Annotated in this window: 22 protein-coding genes and 1 tRNA gene; 16 read left to right on the top strand and 7 right to left on the bottom strand. The window is 57.8% G+C overall.

Going from position 1 to position 23,508, the window contains the following annotated elements:
* Window positions 1-2 precede the first annotated feature (2 nt).
* Complete coding sequence (locus tag AC1D35_RS15510) at window positions 3-191, top strand: hypothetical protein (RefSeq protein ID WP_477938935.1); 189 nt, start codon at window positions 3-5, stop codon at window positions 189-191.
* A complete protein-coding gene (locus tag AC1D35_RS15505) occupies window positions 181-801 on the top strand; it encodes an XRE family transcriptional regulator (RefSeq protein ID WP_115038609.1) in 621 nt (206 codons plus the stop codon). Before AC1D35_RS15510 ends, AC1D35_RS15505 begins: the two co-directional genes overlap by 11 nt.
* Before the next feature lie 45 nt (window positions 802-846).
* On the opposite strand, the gene AC1D35_RS15500 is transcribed toward AC1D35_RS15505, so the two are convergent.
* Both AC1D35_RS15500 and AC1D35_RS15495 read right to left on the bottom strand, forming a co-directional pair.
* Window positions 847-1,185, bottom strand: a complete 339-nt coding sequence (locus AC1D35_RS15500; RefSeq protein WP_477938933.1) for a hypothetical protein — start codon at window positions 1,183-1,185, stop codon at window positions 847-849.
* Window positions 1,186-1,725: 540 nt separating this feature from the next.
* The gene (locus tag AC1D35_RS15495; RefSeq protein ID WP_477938931.1) at window positions 1,726-3,108 is read right to left on the bottom strand and encodes an FAD/NAD(P)-binding protein; all 1,383 of its coding nucleotides are present in this window, start codon (window positions 3,106-3,108) and stop codon (window positions 1,726-1,728) included.
* Window positions 3,109-3,497: 389 nt separating this feature from the next.
* On the opposite strand from AC1D35_RS15495, the gene cysE reads away from it, so the two are divergent.
* Window positions 3,498-4,346, top strand: a complete 849-nt coding sequence (gene cysE, locus AC1D35_RS15490) for a serine O-acetyltransferase (protein ID WP_477938929.1) — start codon at window positions 3,498-3,500, stop codon at window positions 4,344-4,346.
* 625 nt (window positions 4,347-4,971) lie between these two features.
* On the opposite strand, the gene AC1D35_RS15485 is transcribed toward cysE, so the two are convergent.
* The 4 genes from AC1D35_RS15485 to AC1D35_RS15470 form a co-directional block, all read right to left on the bottom strand.
* Window positions 4,972-5,973: a GlxA family transcriptional regulator gene (locus tag AC1D35_RS15485; RefSeq protein WP_477938927.1), complete on the bottom strand. Its 1,002-nt coding sequence runs from the start codon at window positions 5,971-5,973 to the stop codon at window positions 4,972-4,974.
* A complete protein-coding gene (locus AC1D35_RS15480) occupies window positions 5,973-6,536 on the bottom strand; it encodes an isochorismatase family protein (protein ID WP_477938925.1) in 564 nt (187 codons plus the stop codon). Before AC1D35_RS15480 ends, AC1D35_RS15485 begins: the two co-directional genes overlap by 1 nt.
* A 284-nt stretch (window positions 6,537-6,820) precedes the next feature.
* Window positions 6,821-7,069: a tautomerase family protein gene (locus AC1D35_RS15475; RefSeq protein ID WP_477938969.1), complete on the bottom strand. Its 249-nt coding sequence runs from the start codon at window positions 7,067-7,069 to the stop codon at window positions 6,821-6,823.
* Window positions 7,070-7,389: 320 nt separating this feature from the next.
* On the bottom strand, window positions 7,390-8,397 hold the full coding sequence (locus AC1D35_RS15470; protein WP_477938923.1) for a fatty acid desaturase: 1,008 nt from the start codon (window positions 8,395-8,397) through the stop codon (window positions 7,390-7,392).
* 605 nt (window positions 8,398-9,002) lie between these two features.
* On the opposite strand from AC1D35_RS15470, the gene AC1D35_RS15465 reads away from it, so the two are divergent.
* From AC1D35_RS15465 to AC1D35_RS15435, 7 genes are all read left to right on the top strand, one after another.
* Complete coding sequence (locus AC1D35_RS15465) at window positions 9,003-9,203, top strand: type II toxin-antitoxin system VapB family antitoxin (RefSeq protein ID WP_025430588.1); 201 nt, start codon at window positions 9,003-9,005, stop codon at window positions 9,201-9,203.
* Window positions 9,200-9,583 carry a type II toxin-antitoxin system VapC family toxin gene (locus AC1D35_RS15460; RefSeq protein ID WP_477938920.1) on the top strand — a complete coding sequence of 128 codons (384 nt, stop codon included), beginning with the start codon at window positions 9,200-9,202 and terminating at the stop codon, window positions 9,581-9,583. The genes AC1D35_RS15465 and AC1D35_RS15460 overlap by 4 nt, the downstream gene beginning before the upstream one ends.
* Before the next feature lie 198 nt (window positions 9,584-9,781).
* Window positions 9,782-10,342 carry a hypothetical protein gene (locus AC1D35_RS15455; protein WP_477938918.1) on the top strand — a complete coding sequence of 187 codons (561 nt, stop codon included), beginning with the start codon at window positions 9,782-9,784 and terminating at the stop codon, window positions 10,340-10,342.
* Window positions 10,339-10,461 (top strand): hypothetical protein, encoded by a 123-nt coding sequence (locus AC1D35_RS15450; protein ID WP_477834189.1) that lies wholly within the window; start codon window positions 10,339-10,341, stop codon window positions 10,459-10,461. The genes AC1D35_RS15455 and AC1D35_RS15450 overlap by 4 nt, the downstream gene beginning before the upstream one ends.
* Window positions 10,462-10,744: 283 nt before the next feature.
* Complete coding sequence (locus AC1D35_RS15445; RefSeq protein ID WP_477938917.1) at window positions 10,745-11,116, top strand: hypothetical protein; 372 nt, start codon at window positions 10,745-10,747, stop codon at window positions 11,114-11,116.
* A 210-nt stretch (window positions 11,117-11,326) separates the two neighbouring features.
* Window positions 11,327-12,259 carry a HEPN domain-containing protein gene (locus AC1D35_RS15440; protein ID WP_477938915.1) on the top strand — a complete coding sequence of 311 codons (933 nt, stop codon included), beginning with the start codon at window positions 11,327-11,329 and terminating at the stop codon, window positions 12,257-12,259.
* 245 nt (window positions 12,260-12,504) lie between these two features.
* Entirely contained in the window at window positions 12,505-13,530 is a 1,026-nt protein-coding gene (locus AC1D35_RS15435) for an NAD-dependent epimerase/dehydratase family protein (RefSeq protein WP_477938913.1), read from the top strand.
* 11 nt (window positions 13,531-13,541) lie between these two features.
* On the opposite strand, the gene AC1D35_RS15430 is transcribed toward AC1D35_RS15435, so the two are convergent.
* On the bottom strand, window positions 13,542-14,159 hold the full coding sequence (locus tag AC1D35_RS15430) for a class I SAM-dependent methyltransferase (RefSeq protein ID WP_477938911.1): 618 nt from the start codon (window positions 14,157-14,159) through the stop codon (window positions 13,542-13,544).
* 159 nt (window positions 14,160-14,318) lie between these two features.
* Between AC1D35_RS15430 and AC1D35_RS15425 the strand changes: the two genes are divergently transcribed.
* The 6 genes from AC1D35_RS15425 to AC1D35_RS15400 all read left to right on the top strand — a co-directional run bounded on the left by AC1D35_RS15425 (window position 14,319) and on the right by AC1D35_RS15400 (window position 23,507).
* Window positions 14,319-14,394: transfer RNA gene (locus tag AC1D35_RS15425), tRNA-Val, on the top strand.
* Between the two features lie 1,951 nt (window positions 14,395-16,345).
* Window positions 16,346-17,635 carry a Vi polysaccharide biosynthesis UDP-N-acetylglucosamine C-6 dehydrogenase TviB gene (tviB, locus tag AC1D35_RS15420; protein WP_477938909.1) on the top strand — a complete coding sequence of 430 codons (1,290 nt, stop codon included), beginning with the start codon at window positions 16,346-16,348 and terminating at the stop codon, window positions 17,633-17,635.
* A gap of 33 nt (window positions 17,636-17,668) precedes the next feature.
* Window positions 17,669-18,715, top strand: a complete 1,047-nt coding sequence (locus AC1D35_RS15415; RefSeq protein WP_477938907.1) for a Gfo/Idh/MocA family protein — start codon at window positions 17,669-17,671, stop codon at window positions 18,713-18,715.
* A 1-nt stretch (window position 18,716) separates the two neighbouring features.
* Window positions 18,717-19,295, top strand: a complete 579-nt coding sequence (locus AC1D35_RS15410) for an acyltransferase (RefSeq protein ID WP_477938905.1) — start codon at window positions 18,717-18,719, stop codon at window positions 19,293-19,295.
* 20 nt (window positions 19,296-19,315) lie between these two features.
* Window positions 19,316-20,398 (top strand): DegT/DnrJ/EryC1/StrS family aminotransferase, encoded by a 1,083-nt coding sequence (locus AC1D35_RS15405; RefSeq protein WP_477938903.1) that lies wholly within the window; start codon window positions 19,316-19,318, stop codon window positions 20,396-20,398.
* 61 nt (window positions 20,399-20,459) lie between these two features.
* A complete protein-coding gene (locus tag AC1D35_RS15400) occupies window positions 20,460-23,507 on the top strand; it encodes a PEP/pyruvate-binding domain-containing protein (protein WP_477938901.1) in 3,048 nt (1,015 codons plus the stop codon).
* The last annotated feature ends 1 nt before the right edge of the window (window position 23,508 follow it).

The following is a 23,508-nucleotide window of genomic DNA, read 5'->3' as shown; positions in this document are numbered from 1 at the left end:
TCATGCAAACTCAGACGGCTGACGTCATCGATTTGCAGGCGTACCGGAAATCCCGCAGTCAAGCGCACACCGAGGGCGCCCCACGCATCGCTTACATGGCACCCTTTGCAATGCAGCCTGTCTTCATGTGGGTGCCCCTTTGGGGTTTTATGCCTGTCATGACAGTGGGTCTTACCGGATATGGCGTCTGACCTAGCGATCACTGACGACAGCATCGGAAGAGAGGACGAGGACGAGGTCACCATCCGCACCGGCCGGAACCTGCGCCGCATGCGAACGCGCCGAGGCCACTCCCTTGACAGACTGGCCAAGATTGCAGGCGTCAGCCGCGCCATGCTTGGTCAGATTGAAACGGGCAAGAGTAGCCCGACGCTCAGCATCCTATCCAAGATCGCCGCGGCGCTTGAGATCCCTTGTTCCGCTCTGATCGCCGAGCGCGAAGAAACGTCGATCGTGACCATACCTCGATCGAAATCTAAGGTTCTTTTTTCCTCGGAAGGGCGGTTCCAGAGCCGGGCTCTCTTTCCCTTCGAAGGGGAGCGGAAGCTGGAATTCTACGAAATCAGAATTTCACCGCATCACAGCGAACAGGCTGATCCCCACCAGCACGGCACGGTCGAGAACCTCGTCGTGGCACAAGGAACCGTCGAAATCATCGCCGGCAAACAGCCGCCGCAAATCCTCGGTGAGGGCGATGCGATCATCTTCGATGCCGACGTAGCGCATGTCTATCGCAACATGACAGGAACCGAAGCCATTCTTTACCTCGTGACCACCTATATCGAAGAGGTCCGGGGTTAAAAAAGCCTCCGTCTCCGGAGGCTTTTGTCGAGGCAGCAACGGCGCTCAGGCAGCCATCGTGCAGCACATCATCATGCCGCCGCAGGACATCATCATCGGCATGCCGCCGGACATCATCGACATCATGCGCTTGCAGGATTCCATGAACATGTCCTTGTCCATGCCTTCCATCGGCTTCATTTCGCAGACCATGCCCTGGTCCGTCATGGTGCACTTCATTGCGCCCATCATCATCATGGGCATCATCATCGGCATGCCGCCCATCATCGGCATCATCATGGGGTTCATCATGCCGCCCATCATGGGGTTCATCATCGGCATCATGCCACCCATCATCGGCATCATGTTGTTCATCATCGGCATCATGTTCATCGCGGGGTTCATATCGCTCTCCAAATCATCAGTTCTGTTTTTTTCAATGCTTGATGATTTTCGAGGTATATTACCTAACTATAAGCCTCAATAGAGAATAATATTCTTAGTTATTTTCCTCCGCTAGTACGGAATATCCGTCTCTGGATTGCGAATATCTGCCTATTATCTTAGAATTTTCTCCATTATGGCAGAAGATGCCGTATCGGTACGTCGCCACCATGGCAGCCGCATGCGGTGGACGTGGATTTGTTGCGCATATCTTGTCGAAGAGCACATGCAAGATTGCGGAAAGGGAATTTTGATCACAGGCGGCAAGCTGCCGGCAATCTAGCCGAGCGTCACGATGGAACGGTGGGGCCGCCTCATCTCAAGTTCAACAGCAAGAGGTTAGCCGTGACGATCCTGCCAAACGGCAGCGACTTGTCGAGCATGCCGAGATCCGGTTGAATTCAAAAAGCCGTTCGTTGATCACCCCGTCCGTCGTAGAATGGGAGCATCCGAGCCATCCAACAGGAGCTAATCGCGGATACGGATTTCTTCAGTTACCCATCACACGGATGCTGCCTGCGCAGCGCTCGCGACGTTGCCAATCCATTCATTCAGCGACGCAGCGGCGGCATGGCTCTGTGAGACGATCTGCGGCACCAGATCGATATCGGCAACACTGCCAAGACCCAGGAGGCCCATCGCGAAAAGACCCCGAACTGAACGGTGCGCACCAATTATGCGCCCGCATTCGTCTGCGAGGAGACCGAGTTCGAGTTCATCGCGTTTTGCCAGACCGCATGCAACAACGGATCTTATAAGGGAACTGTCATTGCTGGACGGACGAAACCGGCAGTCAACCGTGAAATCGGCGTGAAGTACTTCGAGAGTTTGCGAGACCGACAGCAACACGCCATTGCTGGCAATGCGTTCAACCTTGCCCTTCCTCAATGTGATGGCGCCACTGTCGATAGCCTGATGCAGGTGCCTGTAATCTTCTGGCGGCAACCGGCGGCGATGGCTGTCATACACTGCCTTCACATGGCGTTTGAACCTTGCGCGTTCATCCGGCTTCAACTCCTCCCAAAGCTCGCGTGCCTGTAGCCGAAACCCGTTCATGATGCCCTGCCATCCAGAACCCTCGGCGTCCGCCCGCCTTGCCGCATCGCGCAGATAGCGGAACGCACCACGCAACGTCCGCGGGATGGGTTCGCCCGCAGCGGCGGATCCGACCGCTGCCTGGGCATGCGATTGTGGCAGTAAGCCGGATTCGGAAATGAGATTGATATGAGGGACCTTGCCGTCTTTCAGAAGCGCGAGGGCCTGACCCACGGCTTTGACACCGCCTCCGATCACGACACCGCTTTGGGCTCCGACGGGTATTGTGGGTTTTTCCAGACTGTCGCGCAAACCATAGCCCGTCGCCAGGAAGACGACGTCGAAATGCTTCCTCTGGTCATTGCCGAAAAAAACAGAAAAGCCCATCTGCGGATGGCGATCGACTGCGGTAACGGTCTCCGGAAGGAATTGAACAACCACGTCTGGCCGCGCCATCAACGCCTCGGCGAAACGCTTGTAGACGTAGCTGCCAAACACCCGCTCCGAAACGAATGAGTGCTCGAGCCCTGCAGAATAGGCGGGAAGGCCACCATGCCGATCCCTGTCCGCTTCCAGCCAGTTCTGGAAGTCGTCCCTGCGCGTGGGATCGACGGACAAGTCACGAACACGGCTGTTCAGTACCGTTGCCACAGCATGGTTCACGCCCTCTCCAACATCGATCTCGGGTCGAGGATCGAACATTATCAGGTGAAAAGGACGATCGATGCCTTTGAACAGAGCGATTGCGGCCATGATGCCGGTAAAACCCCGGCCGACAATCGCAATTCTTGCAAGGCGGTCCGCGTCTTTCCCCTGAGGGTCCAAAGAGTGGGGCGAGAGAAGAGTCATGCGTTGGCTCCTTCTGCGTCGGATCAGCCCGGTTTAAAAAAACATAGCCGGAACTGTTCTTGCCGCGTTAATCTCTACAAAGATGATAGACAATGGTCACTGGATAGCAAGATGTATTCGGCAAGTTATCCTCGCCGACCCCTCTCCATAGGACGCAAGCCGTTTAATTCGCTGGGTAATTTCTCAACCACGTCCGCACGGAGCTGCCGCGGGATGCGACCTCTGACCTGCTTCGAAAGCAGAATTTTCTCTTTTTCTATCGAATATATAGGAAAATAAACGAGCTTTCGTCGTCGTCGCGAACCTTTGCGACCTCCCCCCGCGGCAGCAACCGGTCTAGCATCGCTCCCTACAATGGAGATGAGTGCTCGCGGTCTGAGGAGGTTGGCATGGCAGGTTTGAACCGCAGCTTGAGCGATCTGTCAAAAGAACCGCCTCCTTCGTCAAACGTTTCCAGATTGTGGGACGCGCTTTGCGGCGAGGCGATGAATGCAGCCTCGAAGGATCCGTCCCTGACCCGTACAATGAATTCCGCAGTTCTTTATCATGCGAGTTTTGCTCAGGCGCTCGCGCAGCGCATCGCCTTCAAACTTGCCAACCACGACCTTGATCAGGATGAACTCTTGTCGGTGGTCGCCCAGGCGCTGATCAGCAACGCGGATATCGTCGATCATGCTGCTGCGGATTTGGCGGCGATCAAGGAACGTGACCCCTCAAATGCGGAAATCCTGACGCCATTCCTGTATTTCAAGGGGTTCGTGGCTTTGCAGGGACAGCGTGTCGCGCATTGGCTTTGGCATCATGATCGCATCCATATGGCCCGGCATTTGCAAAGCCGCATTTCCGAAGTCTTTGGGGTCGATATTCATCCCGCCGCAAAAATGGGAAAGAGCATCATGCTCGATCATGGAAGCGGCCTCGTTATCGGCGAGACAGCGGTTGTCGAAGACGACGTATCGATCCTCCAAAACGTGACCTTGGGCGGAACAGGAAAGGAAAGCGGTGATCGCCATCCGAAAGTAAGGCGTGGGGCGCTCATCGGAGCCGGAGCCAAAATCCTCGGTAATGTAGAGATCGGCGTGGGCGCCAAGGTTGGGGCCGGCAGCGTGGTCGTCGGTTCCGTTGCGCCCTACACCTCCGTCGTCGGCATCCCGGCGACACCGACCGGAAAACGCCATTCAAGCCTTCCCGGGATCACGATGGATCAAGCGCTGGCAGAGCCGGAATACATCATCTGATGCAGGCTTTCGCAGCCGCTCATGTCCCGGACCCCTATCTCTAGGAGACTCCGGAGCGGATATTGCCCCTCGTTGCGTTCTGGTTTCGCATCTTTCGAAGAACCGTACTCGCGGCTTCAGGCTCTGCTATCTTTGCCCAATCGGGAATAACAACAGCAACGTTCTCGATGCGCAGCGGCGGGTTCTTGCTGACATCGTCTTTCTCCATCCATCGGCTGATTGCGGGTCGTTCTGAGACCGCCGCGGTAGAATTTGTCAAGTAGCGCCTCGATTTGAGTGCCTTATACTTCGCGTCAGCAACGACCTTCGGTCATCATCTCGACAGTCGACGATCTTCCGCGGTTCATTCCTCCCGACCCGCTACGTCGGCTGTTCCCCCTCTGGAGGTTCTTGACCTTCACACCTCGAGGCCCGGCTTTATGCCCAGGGTCTCTTTTTTTGTCCATCAGGCACAGACCCTGTTGCCACACAGCCGTTGTTTGCGCGCTCTTTTCCAAAAGACCCCATCGGCTGGAGTTTGTTGTCTATAAATTGCAACCCGCACCGCCTGCCGCTGAAACAAACGGCGACGCGTTCTCAGTACAATTTCGAATTCTGTGTCTGGATCGGGGATTTGATCGAGCTTTCAGCCCTTGGCAGGCGCTCGGATGTGGCCCGGTGGCGTGTCGTGAACTCGTCTCCAGGCCCGCCGAAACTGGCGAGCCGACGAAAAGCCGATGCGTTCGGCGACGTTTTCCATATCGAGTCTTGAACCGGTGATGAGTTCTCGTGCGAGCGCAATTCGCATGCGGTTCACATAGTCGGTCACGCTCATGCCGGTGTGCTCGTTGAAAAGCCGTGACAGATTGCGCGGGCTCGTCGCGGCGATCTTGGCAAGCGCCTCGACAGACCAGTTCTGCGACGGATCGGCACCGATGGCATCCTGAGCTCTGTGGATTGCCGGATGGAGGTGGTTTCGCCCTTCCAGCCACGGCGATAGCTGAGGATCACCGCCGGCCCGTCGCAGATAGATGACCAGAGTGCGTGCGACGGCAAGCGACACGGCGTGGCCGACCTCTTTTGCGACAACGGCAAGCATGAGATCGATCCCTGCGGTGACGCCTGCACTGGTCAAGCRCTCGCCATCCTCGACATAGAGCCGGTTTTCGCGGACGCGAGCGGTCGGAGCAAGTCGGACGAGATCCTGCAGCATGGAATGGTGGGTGGTGCATTCGTGTCCCTCGAGCAGTCCCGCGCGCGCCGCAAGCAAGGCACCGGAACAGATCGTCGCAAGCCGAATGCCAGGACGGACAATCCCCCGCAGCCATTCAACGATTTCCGCTTCCAGAGCCGCGTCTCCTGGAGCAGTCTCGACCGCTCCGGCGAGCGGTTCATCCACCGCACCGGAAACAACGAGAAGTGCGTCATCGGGCAGGCGTGCCGGAAGCGGGGAAATCCTGGCCAGGTCGAGACCGGTTGAACTTCGCACCTCAGCGGCAGGTCCGATGTAGGTCGGCACGAACCCTATCGATTCCTGTTCGAGATTGGCTCTGCGCAAGACTTCCATCGGACCTGCGATATCGAGCAGGAGCGCCCGCGGCGGCACGACCACAAAAACCGGGATAATGCGCCGGAGGCCTTCCCCCATTATGCGGCCGCCCGGGCTGCAAGCCCGTTGAGCACCTGCTCCACGGTAACGATACGGGCAAAACGATCGGCAAGGACCAATTCCGTGCGCGCCCTAATCTCGGCGGCACTCCACTCGCGGCCGGATGTATCGGTCATTGGAAAGGTCAGTGTCGCCTCACCGACATAGTCGACCTCATAACCGAGGTCGGAGGCGTGCCTGGTCGTCGTCTCGCAGCACTGCTCTGTGCGAATGCCGGAAATGATAACGCGCCGGATGTGGTTTTCAGTCAGCCAGACGTCCAGGCCGCTGCCAACGAGCGCGCTGTGGCGGCGCTTGCGAAACACCGCATCCGCCTCGATCTGAAGCGGCGTCAGCGGACGGATGAAACCCGAGCCTTCAGAGAAAACGCCTGTCTCCTCGACGTGAAATATCTGGACGACCGGAAGACCGGCCATTTTTGCGCCATCGATCAACGCCTGCTGAGGCGCGATGTAAGTCCCGATCTCATCTTCGCGAAAATAGGGTCGATGACGGAAGGATTCCTGGGCATCGATGACGAGGAGTGCGGTATCTGCGGACATGTGATTATCTCCAAGGATGAGCGTGAAGACAGTCTACCGACGACACCATACTGCGAAATGCCGATTGCGGACAGATAGCGGACAAATCGCGCCAAGCCGAAGACCGAACACCGGAGTTCCCCATTTGTCGAAGACACTCACACAGATTTGCTGCGCAATCACTTCATCGGGCGTCCCGACATGACCGGCATCCGATGCGAAAGCGTCCGTCGGAAGAAACGGATGCCGCCGATCATTCTGTCCTGTCCGTTGATTCGCAAAGCAGGTCCGCATCGGCCGGCGGTCTAAACATCGATCTTGTAACCGAGGTCAATGTCGCTCGCCGCTTTCCCATGAAGCCCCCAGTCTGAGGCCGGCGCTTCGACGAGGATGGTTTTGATATCGGAGGCGGGAATACCAAGGGGCGAGAGCTCCCTCGCCAAGCCAGCGTACAGCCGCCGCTCGGCGTCGTCCGTACGGCCGGAAAAGAGGGGTACCTTCCACCACCATATAGGAGGAACCTTTCCCGGGCGGGGTGATAATGGTGTCGTCATCGTACTCAAAGAGACGCACACACCGGTCGTCACTTGACAGTTTCAAAGCGTCCGATAACGCACGTTGCACGGCTTCGATAAGCTCGAGCTTGCGCTCCCTTATACATCCACTCCGTGTCTCGATCCGAGTCGAAGGCATCAAAATCTTCAGTCCAGCACGTGATGCGGGATGATCGGCATGGCGTTCTTTTCGCAATTCATCGCCAAGCAACGCTCGCCCCGCTCCAAGGTTCGATTGATGATACGCCGCGACGCTGGTTCATCGATTGGCGATCGGAACACGTGTGCTCTCAGTCGTTCCTGGCAAGCGCTGCGTTCCGTTATGCCCCGGTGAGCTGTGTCTCTCCCGTCGTGACAACGCCTTCATCGTGCGATCGAGCGAAAGGTTCTGAAAAAGCGTGACGTGGATGGCGTGGATCATCATGTGATGTCAGAAAAAAGCGACGGGCGACATCGATATAGCCATCATAGACGAGACCACCATTCATCGAGACAAGCAGGTTCCGATGCCGGCGGTAGAGACGCGGAATCCGATACCATGGCATGCTGGGTCTCTGATGATGGAGAACATGCAGGTTGTTGTAGAGGAACAGCAGACCGAACAGCGGGCTGTTTTCAACGATGGCCGTGCGTTCGTGGTGATGATCGGCAAAGCGGTGTTCGGCATAGGAGCGCAGCCTGCTGAGGGCCGCGCCGCCGTAGACGAATCCCAACAGATAAAGCCAAATCGGGATTTGGCAAATTGCGCCAATCCAATAAAGAACGACCGCCATGCCGACGAAATGCCATGCCCACAATATCGCACGATGCCTGTCTCCGCCCGTGACCCTGACGAACTCTTCCCCCGCAAAGTTTAGGATCATGACGAGGGGGCCAAGGGTCAACCGTCCCAATAGCGTTGTATTCCAGACAGCCAAACCGCGGCCGAAGCGGCCCATGCGGTTCCAAGCCAGTTGGGTAAAGTATGAGGACTCCGGATCCTCAATCGGATCAGTCAGATGTTCGTCGCGGTGATGGACCAGATGGGTCTCGCGATAGATGGCATAGGGTAACCAGAGTGATAGCGGCGGCCAACCGATCGCATCGTTGATACGCCGATTTCGCGTCGGGTGCCCATGTATCACCTCGTGTTGCAGCGATCCGTGCCACGCAATCAACCAGCTTCCAAGCGCGATCACGACAGCGAGCGGCAATTTCTGCCAAAACCAAGTCAGCGCCAGAAAGCCGCCATAGATGACGAGCGCCAAGGCAACGGTCTGCCATTCAATGCGTGCAATGGAAACGACGGACTGGGAGGGAAGATTTTCGACACCCGTACGGAGCGGCATTCACTTAATCCAAAAAGCGATATCTTGAACAACCACTATAGAGGCGATCAAGCCGCGCTTGCGCCGCACAAGTTTGCCGACCGCGTTTCAAACAAGGAAAAGTCATCGCGCTACAACGCAAGATCGAAAATATTTATCTACAAGAATTATAGATTAATCCGCGATCTTCCGTGGCTGGTCACCTTCGGATCCAGCGGCTAAAGGAGGTTTCAATCGCACATTTCGGAGGCATCTTCGACCCCGAGCTAGATAGCAGCTCTCCCTGGCAACTGCCAGGAGGTTACGCCGCACCTCGTTCTCTCTTGTTCTGTACCACAAGGGCATTGGCTCGCATCTAAACTGCTTGGAAATGGTTACAAAACGCAACCATCGCCCCTCACAAGAGGAACTCCAAGCACATTCAATTCCTCGGTAGGTGTTCCTCAATCTGACTTTGATCGTAAGCGCTGACGATCGCGTTGAGCATGCTGGTCAGATCGGGCAATCTCGGTTGACAGGTGGCCGCTTGGTTTTTGTCATGACGCCGGAAATATCGACGGGGACCTAGGCGTAGATATTATCACCAAATGGTGCTATTTGAAGCATCAGGACAAGGATAAGAAACGATGCGATCGACTATCAATCTCGACGATGCTCTCATGGAAAGGGCCAGGTCCCTTACCGGCACAAAAGAAACCGCTGCTCTCGTGCGCCAGGCGTTGGAGACGCTTGTCCGAGTAGAGTCCGGAAAACGCCTCATCGCGCTCGGCGGAACTATGCCCGATGCAGAGGCGGCTCCACGTCGCCGGAGCGCAGCGGCCAAGTGATACTGGCAGACACTTCTATATGGATCGATCATTTCCGTCATGTTGATGCGGAGCTTCGGACGATCATTGAGGACGATCGTCTACTCTGCCATCCGGCTGTGGTTGGCGAACTGACGCTTGGCACCCTTCGCGAGCGCGAGCGCGTGATAACGTTTCTGGAAGCCCAGCGCCAAGTGTTCGTCGCAACGCACGACGAAGTGATGACAATGATCGATCATCACGGCATTTTCAGTATGGGCATCAGCTATACAGATGCCCACTTGCTCGCCTCGATACTGCTTGATCGGCGAGCGGCGTTATGGACGAGGGACAAGCGTCTGCAGGCGGCAGCCGAAAAAGCTGGCGCTTCATTGCACAAGCCGGCCAATGCTCGCAACTAAACACCAAAATAGTCCTGCCGAGTTTTCGGATTTTTTCGATCTCTCGCCTTGAGATCCCATCAGGGGTGAGTAGCGGCCTGCACGGTGGCAGAGTGAGGTCGCTAGAAAACTCTCTAAATTACACCTAGGATCAGCTCGGCCGGGTGTGACGGCGTAAACCGGCTGACCTCGCAGGTTGATGCCCGCGGTGCCGTCGCCTTGCTGAGCTACGACCCGACGGGCCGAGTGACGCAGAAGTCGGTGCAGGCGCCCGGTTCCTCGACCCAGGTCGTCGTCGCSACCAACACCTATGACCAGAACCCGACATCTGACAATTTCCTGGGTGCGCTCGGCAGTCCCATGACCTCTCCATGCGCTCCATGCGACCCACCCGTTCCTTTCGCATTGCGGCAGCATTACACACAGAAAAGCAAACCCAGTCATGTTTCCGCAATTGTCGAAGCCCAAATGAAAAGCCACGCAACTTGGAAACTGCAGGACATGACCTCATCCGACCTCATCTTTTGGAACAGAGCTATGGCTTTGCAACGGACAGTAAGATCAGCTGCGGCGCTGCTGGTTATAGGATCCATTCAAATAGCCTTCATGATCTTCGATGCGACATGCGGCACGCTCGGTACAAGACAATGGCTGATCATCCTCGTTTTCAGAAGGGACCGCGGGATCGTCGATGTCTGGACAGGCAAGGTGCGAATGGCCGATATGAAACTGCAGCCCGTGCGGTTTGAACCTGCAAGACGGGTCGGCGTGCAGCCATGACGCGCAAGACCATGCTTCACCTGCTCGCAAACCTGCTTTTCGCGACGATCCTGTTCGGTGCCCTTCTCGGCGGTCCGATCGTGATGCTCATTCTGATTTCGGAACGGCTTGCGCTATGACGATGGCGAAACGCCAGCTAGGACATTCCCGTGCGCGGCAATCGTGCCCGCCCGCACTGTCGCAGAGATGCCGCATGAGCCCGCGAGGCGACGGTCATGCGGAAATATACGACCGGCGCGCTTAACAAATCAAAATATCTCTCGTGATGACATTGCCGAGCACGTTGAAGAATATCGCGACAACATCACCGCTGGCCGAAGGCATGGCCTCGTTTCCACCCGCTCAATTTTTTTCCTCGACCACGCCCTGCCATCAGAGGGTACTCACCCAAAGGAACACGTAATGCGCAAAGTTCGCTTGCCAGGCGACCGCTCTTCTCACCGATTTTTCATGCCATTGCTCGTCCTTACGATTTTTGCCGGCACGCCGGCGCGAGCCGAAGAACCTCTTTCCAGCGTCATCGCCGACGGCAAGCCGTGGGAGATGGTCGTCGTCAAACGGAAAGCCTCAAACATCCTCGTGTTTCGTCCGGACGGCGGCGGAACGATCAGCGACAGCCTGGTGAGCATAAATCCGACATGGAGGGCCGCTCCAGACGGGATTTGCATAAGACCGCGGCCGGGAGATGCTGAAAAATGCCTTCAACTGACCCGGACCAAAGCCGGCATCGAAGCGTCACAGAACGGCAAGACCGTTTGGGTGCTCAAGCGATGAGGCACACTCAGGCAATCCGGATTTCGGTATTGAATCCGAAAGGAACATACACTCGCGTCGTTTCGCGTCGCTTCTGGTACAAGTTTCAGCTTCCAAAAACATAGATGCGAAAACCAGGATCACAACAGCCCCTAAATCTATCTGTGGTTGCTCAGTCGGAAAAAATCGCGTAGAAATTACAGGGTGCGAAACATCGGGTGAGCCGTTACGATGGATACGATTCCTACCGAAGATTTTGACGCGGCGTTTACCTTGACCGATACTCTCGACCATCTGCCGGCAGCCAAGCGGCGCGAGCTCGCCCGTGTGCTCGAAATCATCTTTTCCGAGGTCGAGCAGTTCCGTGCCACAAAGCTGTCGGCCAAGCGGGCCAACAGCCAGGTTCTGAAGGTCATTCTCTACGGATCCTATGCGCGCGGCGACTGGGTGGAGGACCGTTTGAGCGGCTACCGCTCCGACTACGATATCCTGATCGTCGTCAATTCAGAGGCCTTCGCGCAGGAGCAGGAACTGTGGCTTGGCCTGGATGAGCGGCTCCTCCGAGAGCAGATTGGCCACCGGATCGAAACGCCGGTCATCCCGATTATCCATAGTCTGCATGACGTCAACCAACAACTATCGCGCGGCCGGCCGTTCTTCGTTGATATCAAAAGAGATGGAAAGGTTCTCTACGAGGAAGATGGCAATCCCCTCGCCCAGCCGAGGCCGCTGACCAAGGAAGAGGCGCAAGCTGAGGCGCAGAAAAATTTCGAGCAATGGTACAAGCTGTCGCAGGAGGCCCTCGTCGGAGCCCAACTGATGCTCGAACGAAACATCTGGCGAGACGGCGCATTCATGCTTCATCAGGCAACCGAGCGCGCCTATCATTGCCTTCTGCTGACGCTAACCCTCTACAGCCACAAATCGCATCGCATAAAAGTGCTACGTTCGAAGGCCGAAGATCTCGACAAGAGATTAATTGACGCCTGGCCGCGTGATAGCCGCATGACCCGTCGTCGTTTCGAGCTTCTCTCCCGCGCATATGTCGAGGCGCGCTATTCGCCGAACTATTCGATCACCAGGGAGGAACTTGGATGGTTGGTCGAACGAGTGCAGGCACTGCAGGCATCGGTCGCGTCTATCTGTGAGGAACGCCTCCTCTAATGCGGCGGCCGATAGCAAAACATTGCCGCGGAGTTGGAGACATTCGAGCGGACTGCTCGCGAGACTAATGCTGACAGCGAATCCTATAGCTGAAGTGCCACGGTTTGTGTCCTAGTTTTGGACCGCTTAAAAGCCCGAAGATCCAGGTGATTGTTGATCTCGGGAGCATCTATCCGGTAAGTGAAGCGATCAAATACGGATTCGGTTCCTTTGCCACCGGCAGGAGACCCGAGAAAAAGGTAGAAATGCGCTACTTCATTACGGGAACGGCAGGCTTCATTGGCTTCCATCTGGCTCGCCGGCTGTTGCAGGACGGGCATGAGGTAACGGGCTTCGACGGGCTGACACCCTATTACAATGTCCGGCTGAAGGAGATGCGTCATGCGGCGCTGACGCAGTACCCTGCGTTCCGCCCCGTCGTTGCCATGCTCGAAGACAAGGCAGCGCTGGAAGCCGCCGTTTCAACTGCAAAGCCGGAGGTTCTCATTCATCTGGCGGCTCAGGCCGGCGTGCGTTACAGCATCGAAAACCCGCAAGCCTATCTGCGTTCGAACATCGAGGGTTCCTGGAACATTCTGGAGTTGGCAAGCCGTATCGAGCTTCGCCATCTCATGCTTGCCTCGACCTCCTCGATCTATGGCGCCAATACGACCGTCCCCTTCCGCGAAACCGACCGCGCCGACGAGCCATTAAGCTTCTATGCTGCCAGCAAGAAGTCGATGGAGTTGATGGCGCATAGCTATTCACATCTCTACAAGATTCCGACCACGGCCTTCCGCTTCTTCACCGTCTACGGCCCGTGGGGCCGGCCCGACATGGCGCTCTTCAAGTTCGTCAAGAATATGATCGAGGACAAGCCGATCGAGATCTACGGCAAGGGGAATATGAGCCGCGATTTCACCTATATCGACGATCTCGTCGAAGCCGTGGTCAGGTTGTCGGACGTCATTCCGTCAGAAACAAACCGCGTCACTGACACAGGAATTGAAACCCTTTCGCATCAGGCCCCCTTCCRCATCGTCAACATCGGCGGCGGGCAACCGGTCAGCCTCATGGACTTCATCGAGAAGGTCGAGAATGCCATCGGGCACGGAGCAAAGCACGTCATGCTTCCCATGCAGAAGGGCGACGTGCCCCGAACCTTTGCAAGCCCTGACCTTCTCATGGCCCTGACGGGCTACCAGCCGAACACCCCTTTAGAACTCGGCGCCAAGGCTTTCGTCGAGTGGTATCTGGAAGCCAAGCAGGAGCTTGGCACGATCGATATGTAAGCTCCTGACGGCTATCGCGATGTGCCGATACGCTCGAGGCAGTAGGAAAAGTGAGCATCCGGCTCGAGCGTCAGAAATTCGAAGCGCCAGCCATACTCCACGCAGAACTTATTGACCGCCTCGACAACCCCATAAACGACCGGTTTGACTGTGTTACCAGTGCAGAAATCATGGCCGGCGATCCTGCCATCCGGCTTTACTTTGCGGTCCGCCAGCAGGAGCTCCTGCCATGTCAGCGCGAAGGAATGATCGGTGTCGATATAGACCCAATCGAACGTACTGTCGTCGAATTCAGACAGCTTATCGAGCGACGTACCCTGGCGAATGACGACGCTGCCCCCGGCGATCTCCTGTCCAAATTTGCCATTGATGATTTCGASGCCTTCAGAGTATCTGTCCATATTCCAGGGATCAACGAGATAGAGCTGATGGGGTTGGTTACGGGCCAGAATCTGCTCGCTGAACTCCCCCTCTGCAACGCCGAGTTCGGCCACAATCCCGCCCTTGGGCAGATTGTCGAGAAGCTTGCCGCGGTCAGGCAGCAGCCTCGCCTGTTCGGTGTGAGCGTAATTTAAAAAAGTCCGGGGGGTGCTTTGCCGAAGGGCCAGTCGCTGCTCGCGCGTCGTCATTTTCGCTCCATATTCTGACCGACGCACCTCTACAGACAATGCCCCCCGTGGGGAAGAGCGGCGTGCACAGGCAAATTGCTCGGAAACTTAAAAAGAGGCTTGCGGTTCTTTCTCAATATCGCTAGAGACGCTGCACCGAACGATGACGCAGAGCATCGCGGGCGATTAGCTCAGTTGGTAGAGCGCCTCGTTTACACCGAGGATGTCGGGAGTTCGAGTCTCTCATCGCCCACCATGATTTCCTCTTATCTTGCAAAAACGACATCAGTAGCTAGGTGAGATCTGAGTCATGTACACTGGTGGCCGTGTCGGTCGAGGCCAAGACGGGCAGCCGGCACATATTGGAGTACCTGTTCTCACCGATTGCTGAGGTGTCGTCGGGCGATGAAGGAGCAGTGACTCGCGTGATGTGTCTGCCGCCGCCGCTATAGACCACCGGCCCCCTCGCCGCTTTCAGCTTGTCCATCAGTCCCGGAAGCCTCTACGCTTCGCTATCTTTGATGCCGATCCCGATCGAGCCGACATAAACCGGTTTGCCGCTTCCACGCGGCGAGCAGCGAAGAACCAACGCGCCGCGCTGCCATCGACTGTTCCCACCCGACGATGGCGGAGCTGTCGCTCTGGATGCACTTGATTTTAAGCTAGTCCCAAGGCGGCTGGCGCGCCCGTCGCGCGCGGATAGTGAAAAGTCGCCCAGTGGAGCGGCCCGGATCTACGATAAACGGTGACACGCTTAATCGACCCACCGCCATGCTCAGCCCCGGCGAGGTGGCAAAGGGGAGGCCCGGTCAGCAGGAGGATCGGGCATCTGCCTACAAATTGCCGAGCGCAGTAATGCCTCCAAGGCCAGATTGCTTTCACCATTTAGTTGATGGATTACTCGGGTTGGTCTGGCTATAGATGGCATTGATGTTCGAACGAATCTGGCCAGTAGTTTATAAAGCGATTGCAGTCATCGTGCTGGGCGGGGCGATCATGGCCGGGATAATCGCCGCGACCGAAGGCGGCGCAATCTCCCCCCGTTGGCCGGAAATTCACTCGCCGAAAACGAGCCGCCTTCAACCAGGTTGACACGGTCAGGATAGCCGCCTCCCCAGTGAAGAGAGGGGGTATGTGAGTCTCCAACGGAGAAGCTCGGGCGGCAAGTGTTCAGGTGATCAGCGTATCGCGATCAAGCCAAAGAACAATCCAAGCAGCGAAATCCGGCGCGTTAAGAAGTCGTCGACCTCGATACCGGCTATGTGGTCACAACTTAAACTGATGGCCGCCAATTATCGACGATATGGAGACTGAAAAGACCTCGCAATTGGGGCTATGCTGGTTGTTGGGGCCTTTTTGATTTCGGCAACCGTGCTCCGAACGATACAAAAGAGGGGGTGTCAATCAACCAGAATACAAACTTCACACCTAATGAGGACCTTTCATTCGCAGCGATGACGAAAAGCGACATCGGCTGCTGTACCGACTTCACATTGATGCTCGGATCTTTTTTGCAGCACCTTGGTTTCGATACCAAGAGACCAAAGGCATCATCACTAACCGGGCGGAGACCTCGCGGCTGCGACAACGAAAACGAATGAAGCAGGGATTTCGATCAGCTGGCGGTTGCGAAGCTTTGTACCGATCTTTTCCGCGGTCAGAAACCTCTTCGCAGTAGAGCATTAGAGCGAGYAGCTCGCGCCACTCACATCCATCGAATCCGCGCCTTGGCGCACTGGAATTCTGTGACCGGCGCGTGTGCCTGATGTTGCAGATCCGCGGCTTCTTTGATCAGCGATGAAGCAACGTGACATCGCCCCTCGGAGACAGTGGCCCAAGGGATGCTTGCGGTCATCGAAAGGCATGGCAAGGGCCCTGCCTCCCCATTGAAGATATGCGCTATGGCTTCACACGGGTGTGCGCCATGGGAAAATACACGACATTTGGAGCTGCCTGAGCGCTTGCAGTGCCCTTTGGTTCAAGAGTATATAGCCGCGGGCCCTGAGATCGTGGCCTGGCTGTCGGCTCGCGCCGTTCCGTAGAACACCGTGGTGGTGATCGTTGCGGGGCGGGCAATGGCCTTTCGTTAGAGATGAACCTTTCGTTTCGCGCGGGGTCCGGGGGACATCGCGAAATTACTAGGTGCCGGCGACCGGAATGCCCTTCTGGGGACAGCAGCCGTCGGACCGCATTGACAGAAACGCGATATGGCAGAGAGCAAGATTTGCATCATCGGTTTGGGGTATGTCGGGCTTCCGCTGGCTGTGGAGTTCGGAAAGAAGCGACCGGTCATTGGCTTCGACATCAACGAGGCGAGAATTCTGGAGCTGCGGGCCGGCAAGGACTCAACGCTTGAAGTGACCGAAGAGGGCCTGCGGGAGGCCTCCCAACTTGTCTTCACCAGCGACATGGAAGCGCTGAAGGATTGCGATATCTTCATCGTGACCGTGCCGACGCCGGTCGACAAGACCAACCGCCCGAACCTCAACCCGCTGATCGGCGCAAGCACGACGGTCGGCTCCGTCATGCGGCCGGGCGCGATCGTAATCTATGAATCGACGGTCTATCCGGGGTGCACGGAGGAAATCTGTGTTCCCGCGTTGGAGAAGGCCTCCGGCCTGGTCTTCAACAAGGACTTTTTCTGCGGATACAGCCCCGAGCGAATCAACCCCGGGGACAAGGTCAACACGCTGACAACGATCAAGAAGATCACAAGTGGCAGCACCCCGGACGTCGCCACTTTGGTTGACACATTGTACGGGTCCATCGTCGCAGCCGGGACCTGGAAGGCGAGCAGCCTGAAGGTTGCCGAAGCCGCGAAGGTGATTGAGAACAGCCAGCGCGACCTGAACATCGCATTCGTCAACGAACTTTCCATCATTTTTGCCCGGCTGGGTATCGACACACTCGAAGTGCTGGAGGCGGCTGGGAGCAAGTGGAACTTTTTGCCGTTCCGACCCGGCATGGTTGGTGGACACTGCATCGGCGTCGATCCCTATTACCTCACACATAAGGCTGAGGAAGTCGGCTATAACCCGCAGGTCATCCTAGCCGGACGACGTATTAACGACAACATGGCACGTTATTCAGCTCGTAATCTCATCCGTCTGATGCTCAAGAACGGCATAGACGTGCCCCGCAGCACAGTCGGCGTCATGGGCGTGACATTCAAGGAAAACTGCCCGGATATCCGCAACAGCAAGATCATTGACTTGATTCGCGAACTGAAGGAATGGGGCGCGAAGGTGGTGGTTGATGATCCCTGGGCGGATCACGAGGAAGTCGAACGGGAATACGGCATCAAGCTCGATGCGATCACGCCGGATAATCCGGTGGATTCGATCGTAGTTGCCGTCGGACACCACGAATATCGGGCGATGTCACCGGCGGATCTGCGCACCTTGTGCCGAGGCGACAAGCCCGTGCTCGCAGACCTCAAGTCGCTCTTCGACCGTCACGAGGCTGCAGATCAGGGCTTCACCCTCTTCAGGCTTTAATTTCTTTATCTCAAGGCAATTTACGTGGACAAAATGCAGCGCATAACGAGCCGGAAAATCAGGATCGCAGTGGTTGGATGCGGTCGCATCTCCAAGAACCATTTTGGCTCCATCGAACAGCACGCTGACGAGATGGAACTCGTCTCTGTCTGCGACATCGATACCGAGGTACTTGCCACTCATACACAGCAATATGGCGTGCCGGGCTACCGCGACCTTGGCGACATGCTGAAAGAGATCAAGCCGGACGTGGTCGCGCTTTGCACGCCAAGCGGCATCCATTCCGATCAGGCCGCGCTCGCGGCCCGTCATGACGTCCACGTCATGACGGAGAAGCCGATGGCGACCCGCTGGTCGGACGGTGTCAAGATGGTGCGAGCCTGCGACGAGGCCGGTGTGCATCTCTTCGTCGTCAAGCAGAACCGTCGGAATTCGACGTTGCAGCTCCTGAAGCGCGCGGTCGAGGAGAAGCGTTTTGGTAAGATCCACATGGTGCAGATCAACGTGTTCTGGGCCCGCCCGCAATCGTATTACGATCAGGCGAAATGGCGTGGCACGTGGGAGCTTGACGGCGGTGCTTTCATGAACCAGGCGAGCCATTATGTCGATCTCCTCGACTGGCTGATCGGGCCAGTCGAAAAGGTCCAGTGCATGACCAGCACGCATCGCGACATCGAAGTCGAGGACACCGGCGTGATGAACATCCGTTGGAGAAGCGGGGCACTGGGATCCATGAGCGTGACCATGCTCGCCTATCCCAACAATATCGAGGGCAGTATTACGATCCTCGGCGAGAAGGGCTCCGTTCGGATAGGCGGCGTCGCGGTCAACAAAATCGAGATGTGGGAGTTCTCGGAACCTGAGGATTATGACACGGGCATCGAGACGGCCAGCTACCAGACGACGTCCGTCTATGGCTTCGGTCATCCGCTCTACTACAAGAATGTTGTGGACGTTCTGAAGCATGGACACGAGCCGGATACGGATGGCCGTGAGGGCCTAAAGTCGCTGGAACTGCTGATTGCCGCTTACCGATCCGCGCGCGACGGAAAGACCGTCTCACTGCCGCTGGAACTCTGACATGTCGTTCACTGTTCATCCGACCGCGATCATCGATGAAGGTGCCAAAATCGGCGAAGGCAGCCGCATCTGGCACTGGGTGCATGTCTGCGGGGGCGCGAAGATCGGTTCGGGGGTGTCCCTCGGCCAGAATGTCTTCGTCGGGAACAAGGTTTCGATCGGTGACAAGTGCAAGATCCAGAACAATGTCTCGGTTTATGACAATGTCACGCTTGAGGAAGGTGTGTTCTGTGGGCCGAGCATGGTGTTCACGAATGTCTTCAACCCGCGCGCCCTGATCGAGCGCAAGAGCGAATATCGCGAAACGCGCATCCGGCGCGGCGCAACGCTCGGCGCCAACTGCACCATCGTATGTGGCATCACCGTCGGCGAGTTTGCCTTTGTCGGTGCCGGTGCCGTGGTAAACCACGACGTGCCCGACTATGCGCTGATGGTTGGCGTGCCGGCCCGACAGATCGGCTGGATGAGCCAGTTCGGCGAGCGCCTCGACCTGCCGTTGACCGGCGACGCGGAAATGGTCTGTGAACATACAGGCCAAAGATACGAACTCCGCGACGGCCGCTGTATCGCCATCAACTGAAGACTCCTGGAAGGTTCGCAATGGAATTCATCGATCTCAAAAGCCAGTACAAGCGCCTCAAGCCCGAGATGGATCTCGCCATCCAGCGGGTGCTTGACCATGGTCAGTTCATCCTCGGACCCGAGGTCGCCGAGCTTGAGGAGAAGCTTGTCGCCTTTACCGGCGCGCGCCATTGCGTCAGTGTCGCAAACGGAACCGACGCCCTGCAGATCGCACTGATGGCACTGGGCGTTGGTCCGGGCGACGAGATCATCACGCCGGGCTTCACTTATATAGCGACGGCCGAGACCTCCGCACTTCTCGGTGCGAAGCCGGTCTATGTGGACATCCAGGAAGACGGCTACAACCTCGATCCCGCTCTCATCGAGGCCGCCATCACGCCGAAGACACGGGCCATCATTCCCGTAAGCCTTTACGGTCAATGCGCCGATTTCGACGCCATCAACGCGATTGCCGAACGTCACGGCATTCCCGTGATCGAAGATGCGGCGCAGAGCTTCGGAGCGACCTACAAGGGACGCAAGAGCTGCAACCTGTCGACGATCGGCTGCGCCAGCTTCTTTCCCAGCAAGCCTCTCGGCTGCTACGGCGACGGCGGCGCGATTTTCACCAATGACGACGAGCTGGCAAAGGTGATCCGGCAGATTGCCCGTCATGGGCAGGACCGGCGCTACCACCATATCCGCGTCGGCGTGAACAGTAGGCTCGATACGCTCCAGGCAGCGATCCTCATGCAGAAGCTGACCGTCTTCGAGGAGGAGATGGCCAAGCGTCAGGAAGCGGCTGGCCGTTATGCCGATCTTCTGAGCGACGCGAATCTCAAGGCGATCCCATCGGTCGCGCCGCACAATGTCAGCGCCTGGGCGCAGTACACGATCCGCGCCGCCAATCGGGCGGGCGCGCAGGAAGTGTTGAAGGCCGCGGGGATTCCGACCGCCGTGCACTATCCGATGCCGCTGAACAAGCAGCCGGCAGTGGCCAATCCGGACGCCCACCTGCCTATCGGCGATCTTGTCGCGACCGAAGTCCTCAGCCTACCGATGAGCCCGTACATCACGGCCGAGGAACAGTCGCGCGTTGCCGCTGCGCTGAAGACGATTTGACGAGCCAACCATTGCATGCGGTCCCGCGCTAACTGGGACCGACAATTTGTCGGAGTACTCTTTGAAACAGCCGCAAGTCATCATACTAGGGGCGGGAAAACCCTATTCGGGCGAGCATCCTTCGGCGCTGGTGCAGGCGCCGGGAAATTCGCGTCGGGTTCTCGACTGGGTGATGGAGGCCTTCTCGGGCGTTGAGAACGCTGAATTTCATTTCGTCGGCGGCTATCGGCTGCAGGACGTCATAGCCAAGTACCCAAACATCTATTTCTCAGTGAACTCGGACTGGAAGAACAGTTCGGCGACCGGCTCCCTGCTCTCGGCGCCGCTTGAAGACAACCGCGATGCCTATGTCTGCTATTCGGATACGGTGTTTTCGCCGGAAATCGTCGACGACCTGGTCGGCAGCACGGCGGACGTTGTTCTCTGCGTCGATCGCCTCTGGCGCAATCGGTATGAAGGCCRTTCGCCCCAGGACATCGCCAGCGCAGAGAAGCTTTGTGTTAATAACGCAGGCCGTGTCGAGGTCGGGCGTGCGCTCGACGTGGCAAACGCCGACGGCGAATTGATCGGGGTTTTCAAGTTCTCGGGCCACGCCGTTGCCGCCATCAAGGCAATGGCGGTGAAGGAGGACCTCGACCGGTTCGGAAGGCTCGACATGCCTGGCCTGATCAACCGGCTCGTCGATGCCGGGCTCAAGGTCGACGTCATTGAAAATCGCGGGCGATGGGCCGAATTGAACGCACCGCAGGATCTCGCGCGTTTCGTCCTCGGCACCAAGGCGGAGACGCTCGAGCGCCTGCGCCCGCTGGTGCGAACCAGCGTCATCGGCGTGCAGGTCAGCTTCACCGCCGGCGACTGGCAGAATGACCCGCAGGCCGTGCTACTTGCGATCCAGGCAAAGTTTGGCGGCGCCGCCGTCATCGTGCGCAGCAGCGCGCATTCGGAAGACGGCTGGGCCGTGTCGAATGCAGGCAGCTACGAGAGTGTCCTGAACGTACCTTCCTCCAACACAGGCAAGACCGGCGAGGCCATCGAGCGCGTCATCGCGAGCTACGGCTCGTCGGTGGCGACCGACCAGGTTCTCGTGCAGGAAATGCTGCGCGATGTCGCGCTGAGCGGAGTCGCCTTCACGCGGACGCTGACGCATCGAGCCCCGTATCACGTGCTGAACTATGACGACAGCAGTTCGAGGACCGATAGCGTGACAGGCGGGGGGCGGCAGGAATTGCGGACGCTCTTTGTCCGCCGCAGCCGCCTCGCTTCCGCCGAACGGCTCGATCCGCGAATTGCCAAGGTCGTCCGCTCGGTCGCAGAACTTGAAGATCTTGTCGGGCATACCTCGCTCGACATCGAATTCGCGATGGATACGGAGAGCGTCGTTCACATCCTCCAGCTTCGGCCGCTTGCTGCGCACCACAAGGCAAGCCATGTGTCCGACGACAATATCGATCTGGCGTTGAATCAGGCGGCGCGCTGGTTTGACGCGGCCTCCACCCGCGGCAGCCGCCTTGTCGGTGAAAGGCCGCTTTTCGGCATCATGACCGACTGGAACCCGGCGGAAATCGTCGGCACGAAGCCGCGTAATCTCGCTCTTTCGCTCTACCGGCAACTGATCACAGACGAGATATGGGCGCGCCAGCGGGCGGAATACGGCTACCGGGACGTTCGGCCCTGCCCGTTGATCGTCAGCTTCGCCGGACACCCCTATGTCGATATCCGGGCGAGCTTCAATTCGTTTGTTCCGGCCGCGCTCGATGACGACCTGGCAACGCGGCTGGTCAACCACTATCTCATGCGCCTGACACGGCATCCCGAGCTTCACGACAAGGTTGAGTTCGACATCGCCTTCACCTGTCTCGTGTTCGACTTCGACAGCCTGGCGGCGGAGAGGCTTTCGGCGAACGGATTTTCGGCAGCGGAGGTGGCAAGCCTGAAGCGGGCGCTCCTGGACCTGACAAACCAGGCGATTGCTCGCGTCGAGGGCGACTACGCGGTGCTTGAGGTTCTCGAAGCGCGTTATGCGGCGCTGCAGGCTCGGCAGATGGCCCCGCTAGACCGCGCCTTCGAACTCTTGGACGATTGCAGCCGCTTCGGGACCATCGCCTTTGCCCACCTTGCCCGCGGCGCCTTCGTGGCCATGGCCCTACTGCGCTCTCTGGAGCGCATCGGCCTCACGACGTCGCAGGATACGAGCGCATTCCTTGGCTCGCTGGAAACCGTCACGGGCATGTTCGAGAAGGATGGCGGCAGCGTTCACGCTGGCACGCTTCCATTCGAGACCTTTGCGAGCCGCTATGGCCATCTGCGCCCCGGGACCTACGAAATAACCTCAGACGCCTATGCGGACGATCCCGAGCGCTACCTGAAGCCGATGATCAAGCCGCATCGCGCGCCGTCCGCAGCCTACACATGGTCGCCGGCCATCCGCAGCCGCATCGAAGAACAGCTTCAGGCGCTGGGGATCACGGTTGGCGTCGACGGTTTCGAACATTTCGTCAGGCGAGCGATTGCCGGGCGCGAATATGCGAAATTCCTCTTCACCCGCAATCTCAGCGCCGCGCTGACGGCCATGGGGCAGATCGGCCATATCGATCGTGAGGCACTATCGCATGTCGACGTGAGCGATCTCAACAAGTTGCGCGTCGGCGCGCATCCGGCGGACATCACGGCTTGGCTGACCGCGCGAGCCGAGGAAGGCGCGAGCGAATATGAACTGCGCTGCGCGATCGAGCTGCCGCCGCTGATCACCCGCGTCGAGGATTTCGAGGCTTTCGAACGTCCCTCGAGCGAACCGAATTTCGTCGGACAGGGACGGCTTTCGTCCGAGATCGTCGTCATGGCCGATGGCGAGGCGAGCACGACCGAGCCGCTTGCCGGCAAGATCGTCGTCATTCCGCGTGCAGATCCCGGCTATGACTGGCTCTTCGCCCATGGCATCGGCGGCCTTGTCACGCAGTATGGCGGCGCGAACTCGCATATGGCCATCCGCTCGGCCGAACTCGGCCTTCCGGCGGCAATCGGGGTTGGCGAATCCTATTTCGAGCGCCTGTCGGCCGCGCGCATGATCCTTTTGGATTGCGCCGCCCGCAAAATCGAAGTGCAAGCCTGAG

The organism is Rhizobium sp. P1_E6 (assembly GCF_056405875.1).
The sequence above is the reverse complement of the archived record's forward strand: the minus strand, read 5'-3'. Positions and strand labels throughout refer to the sequence as shown.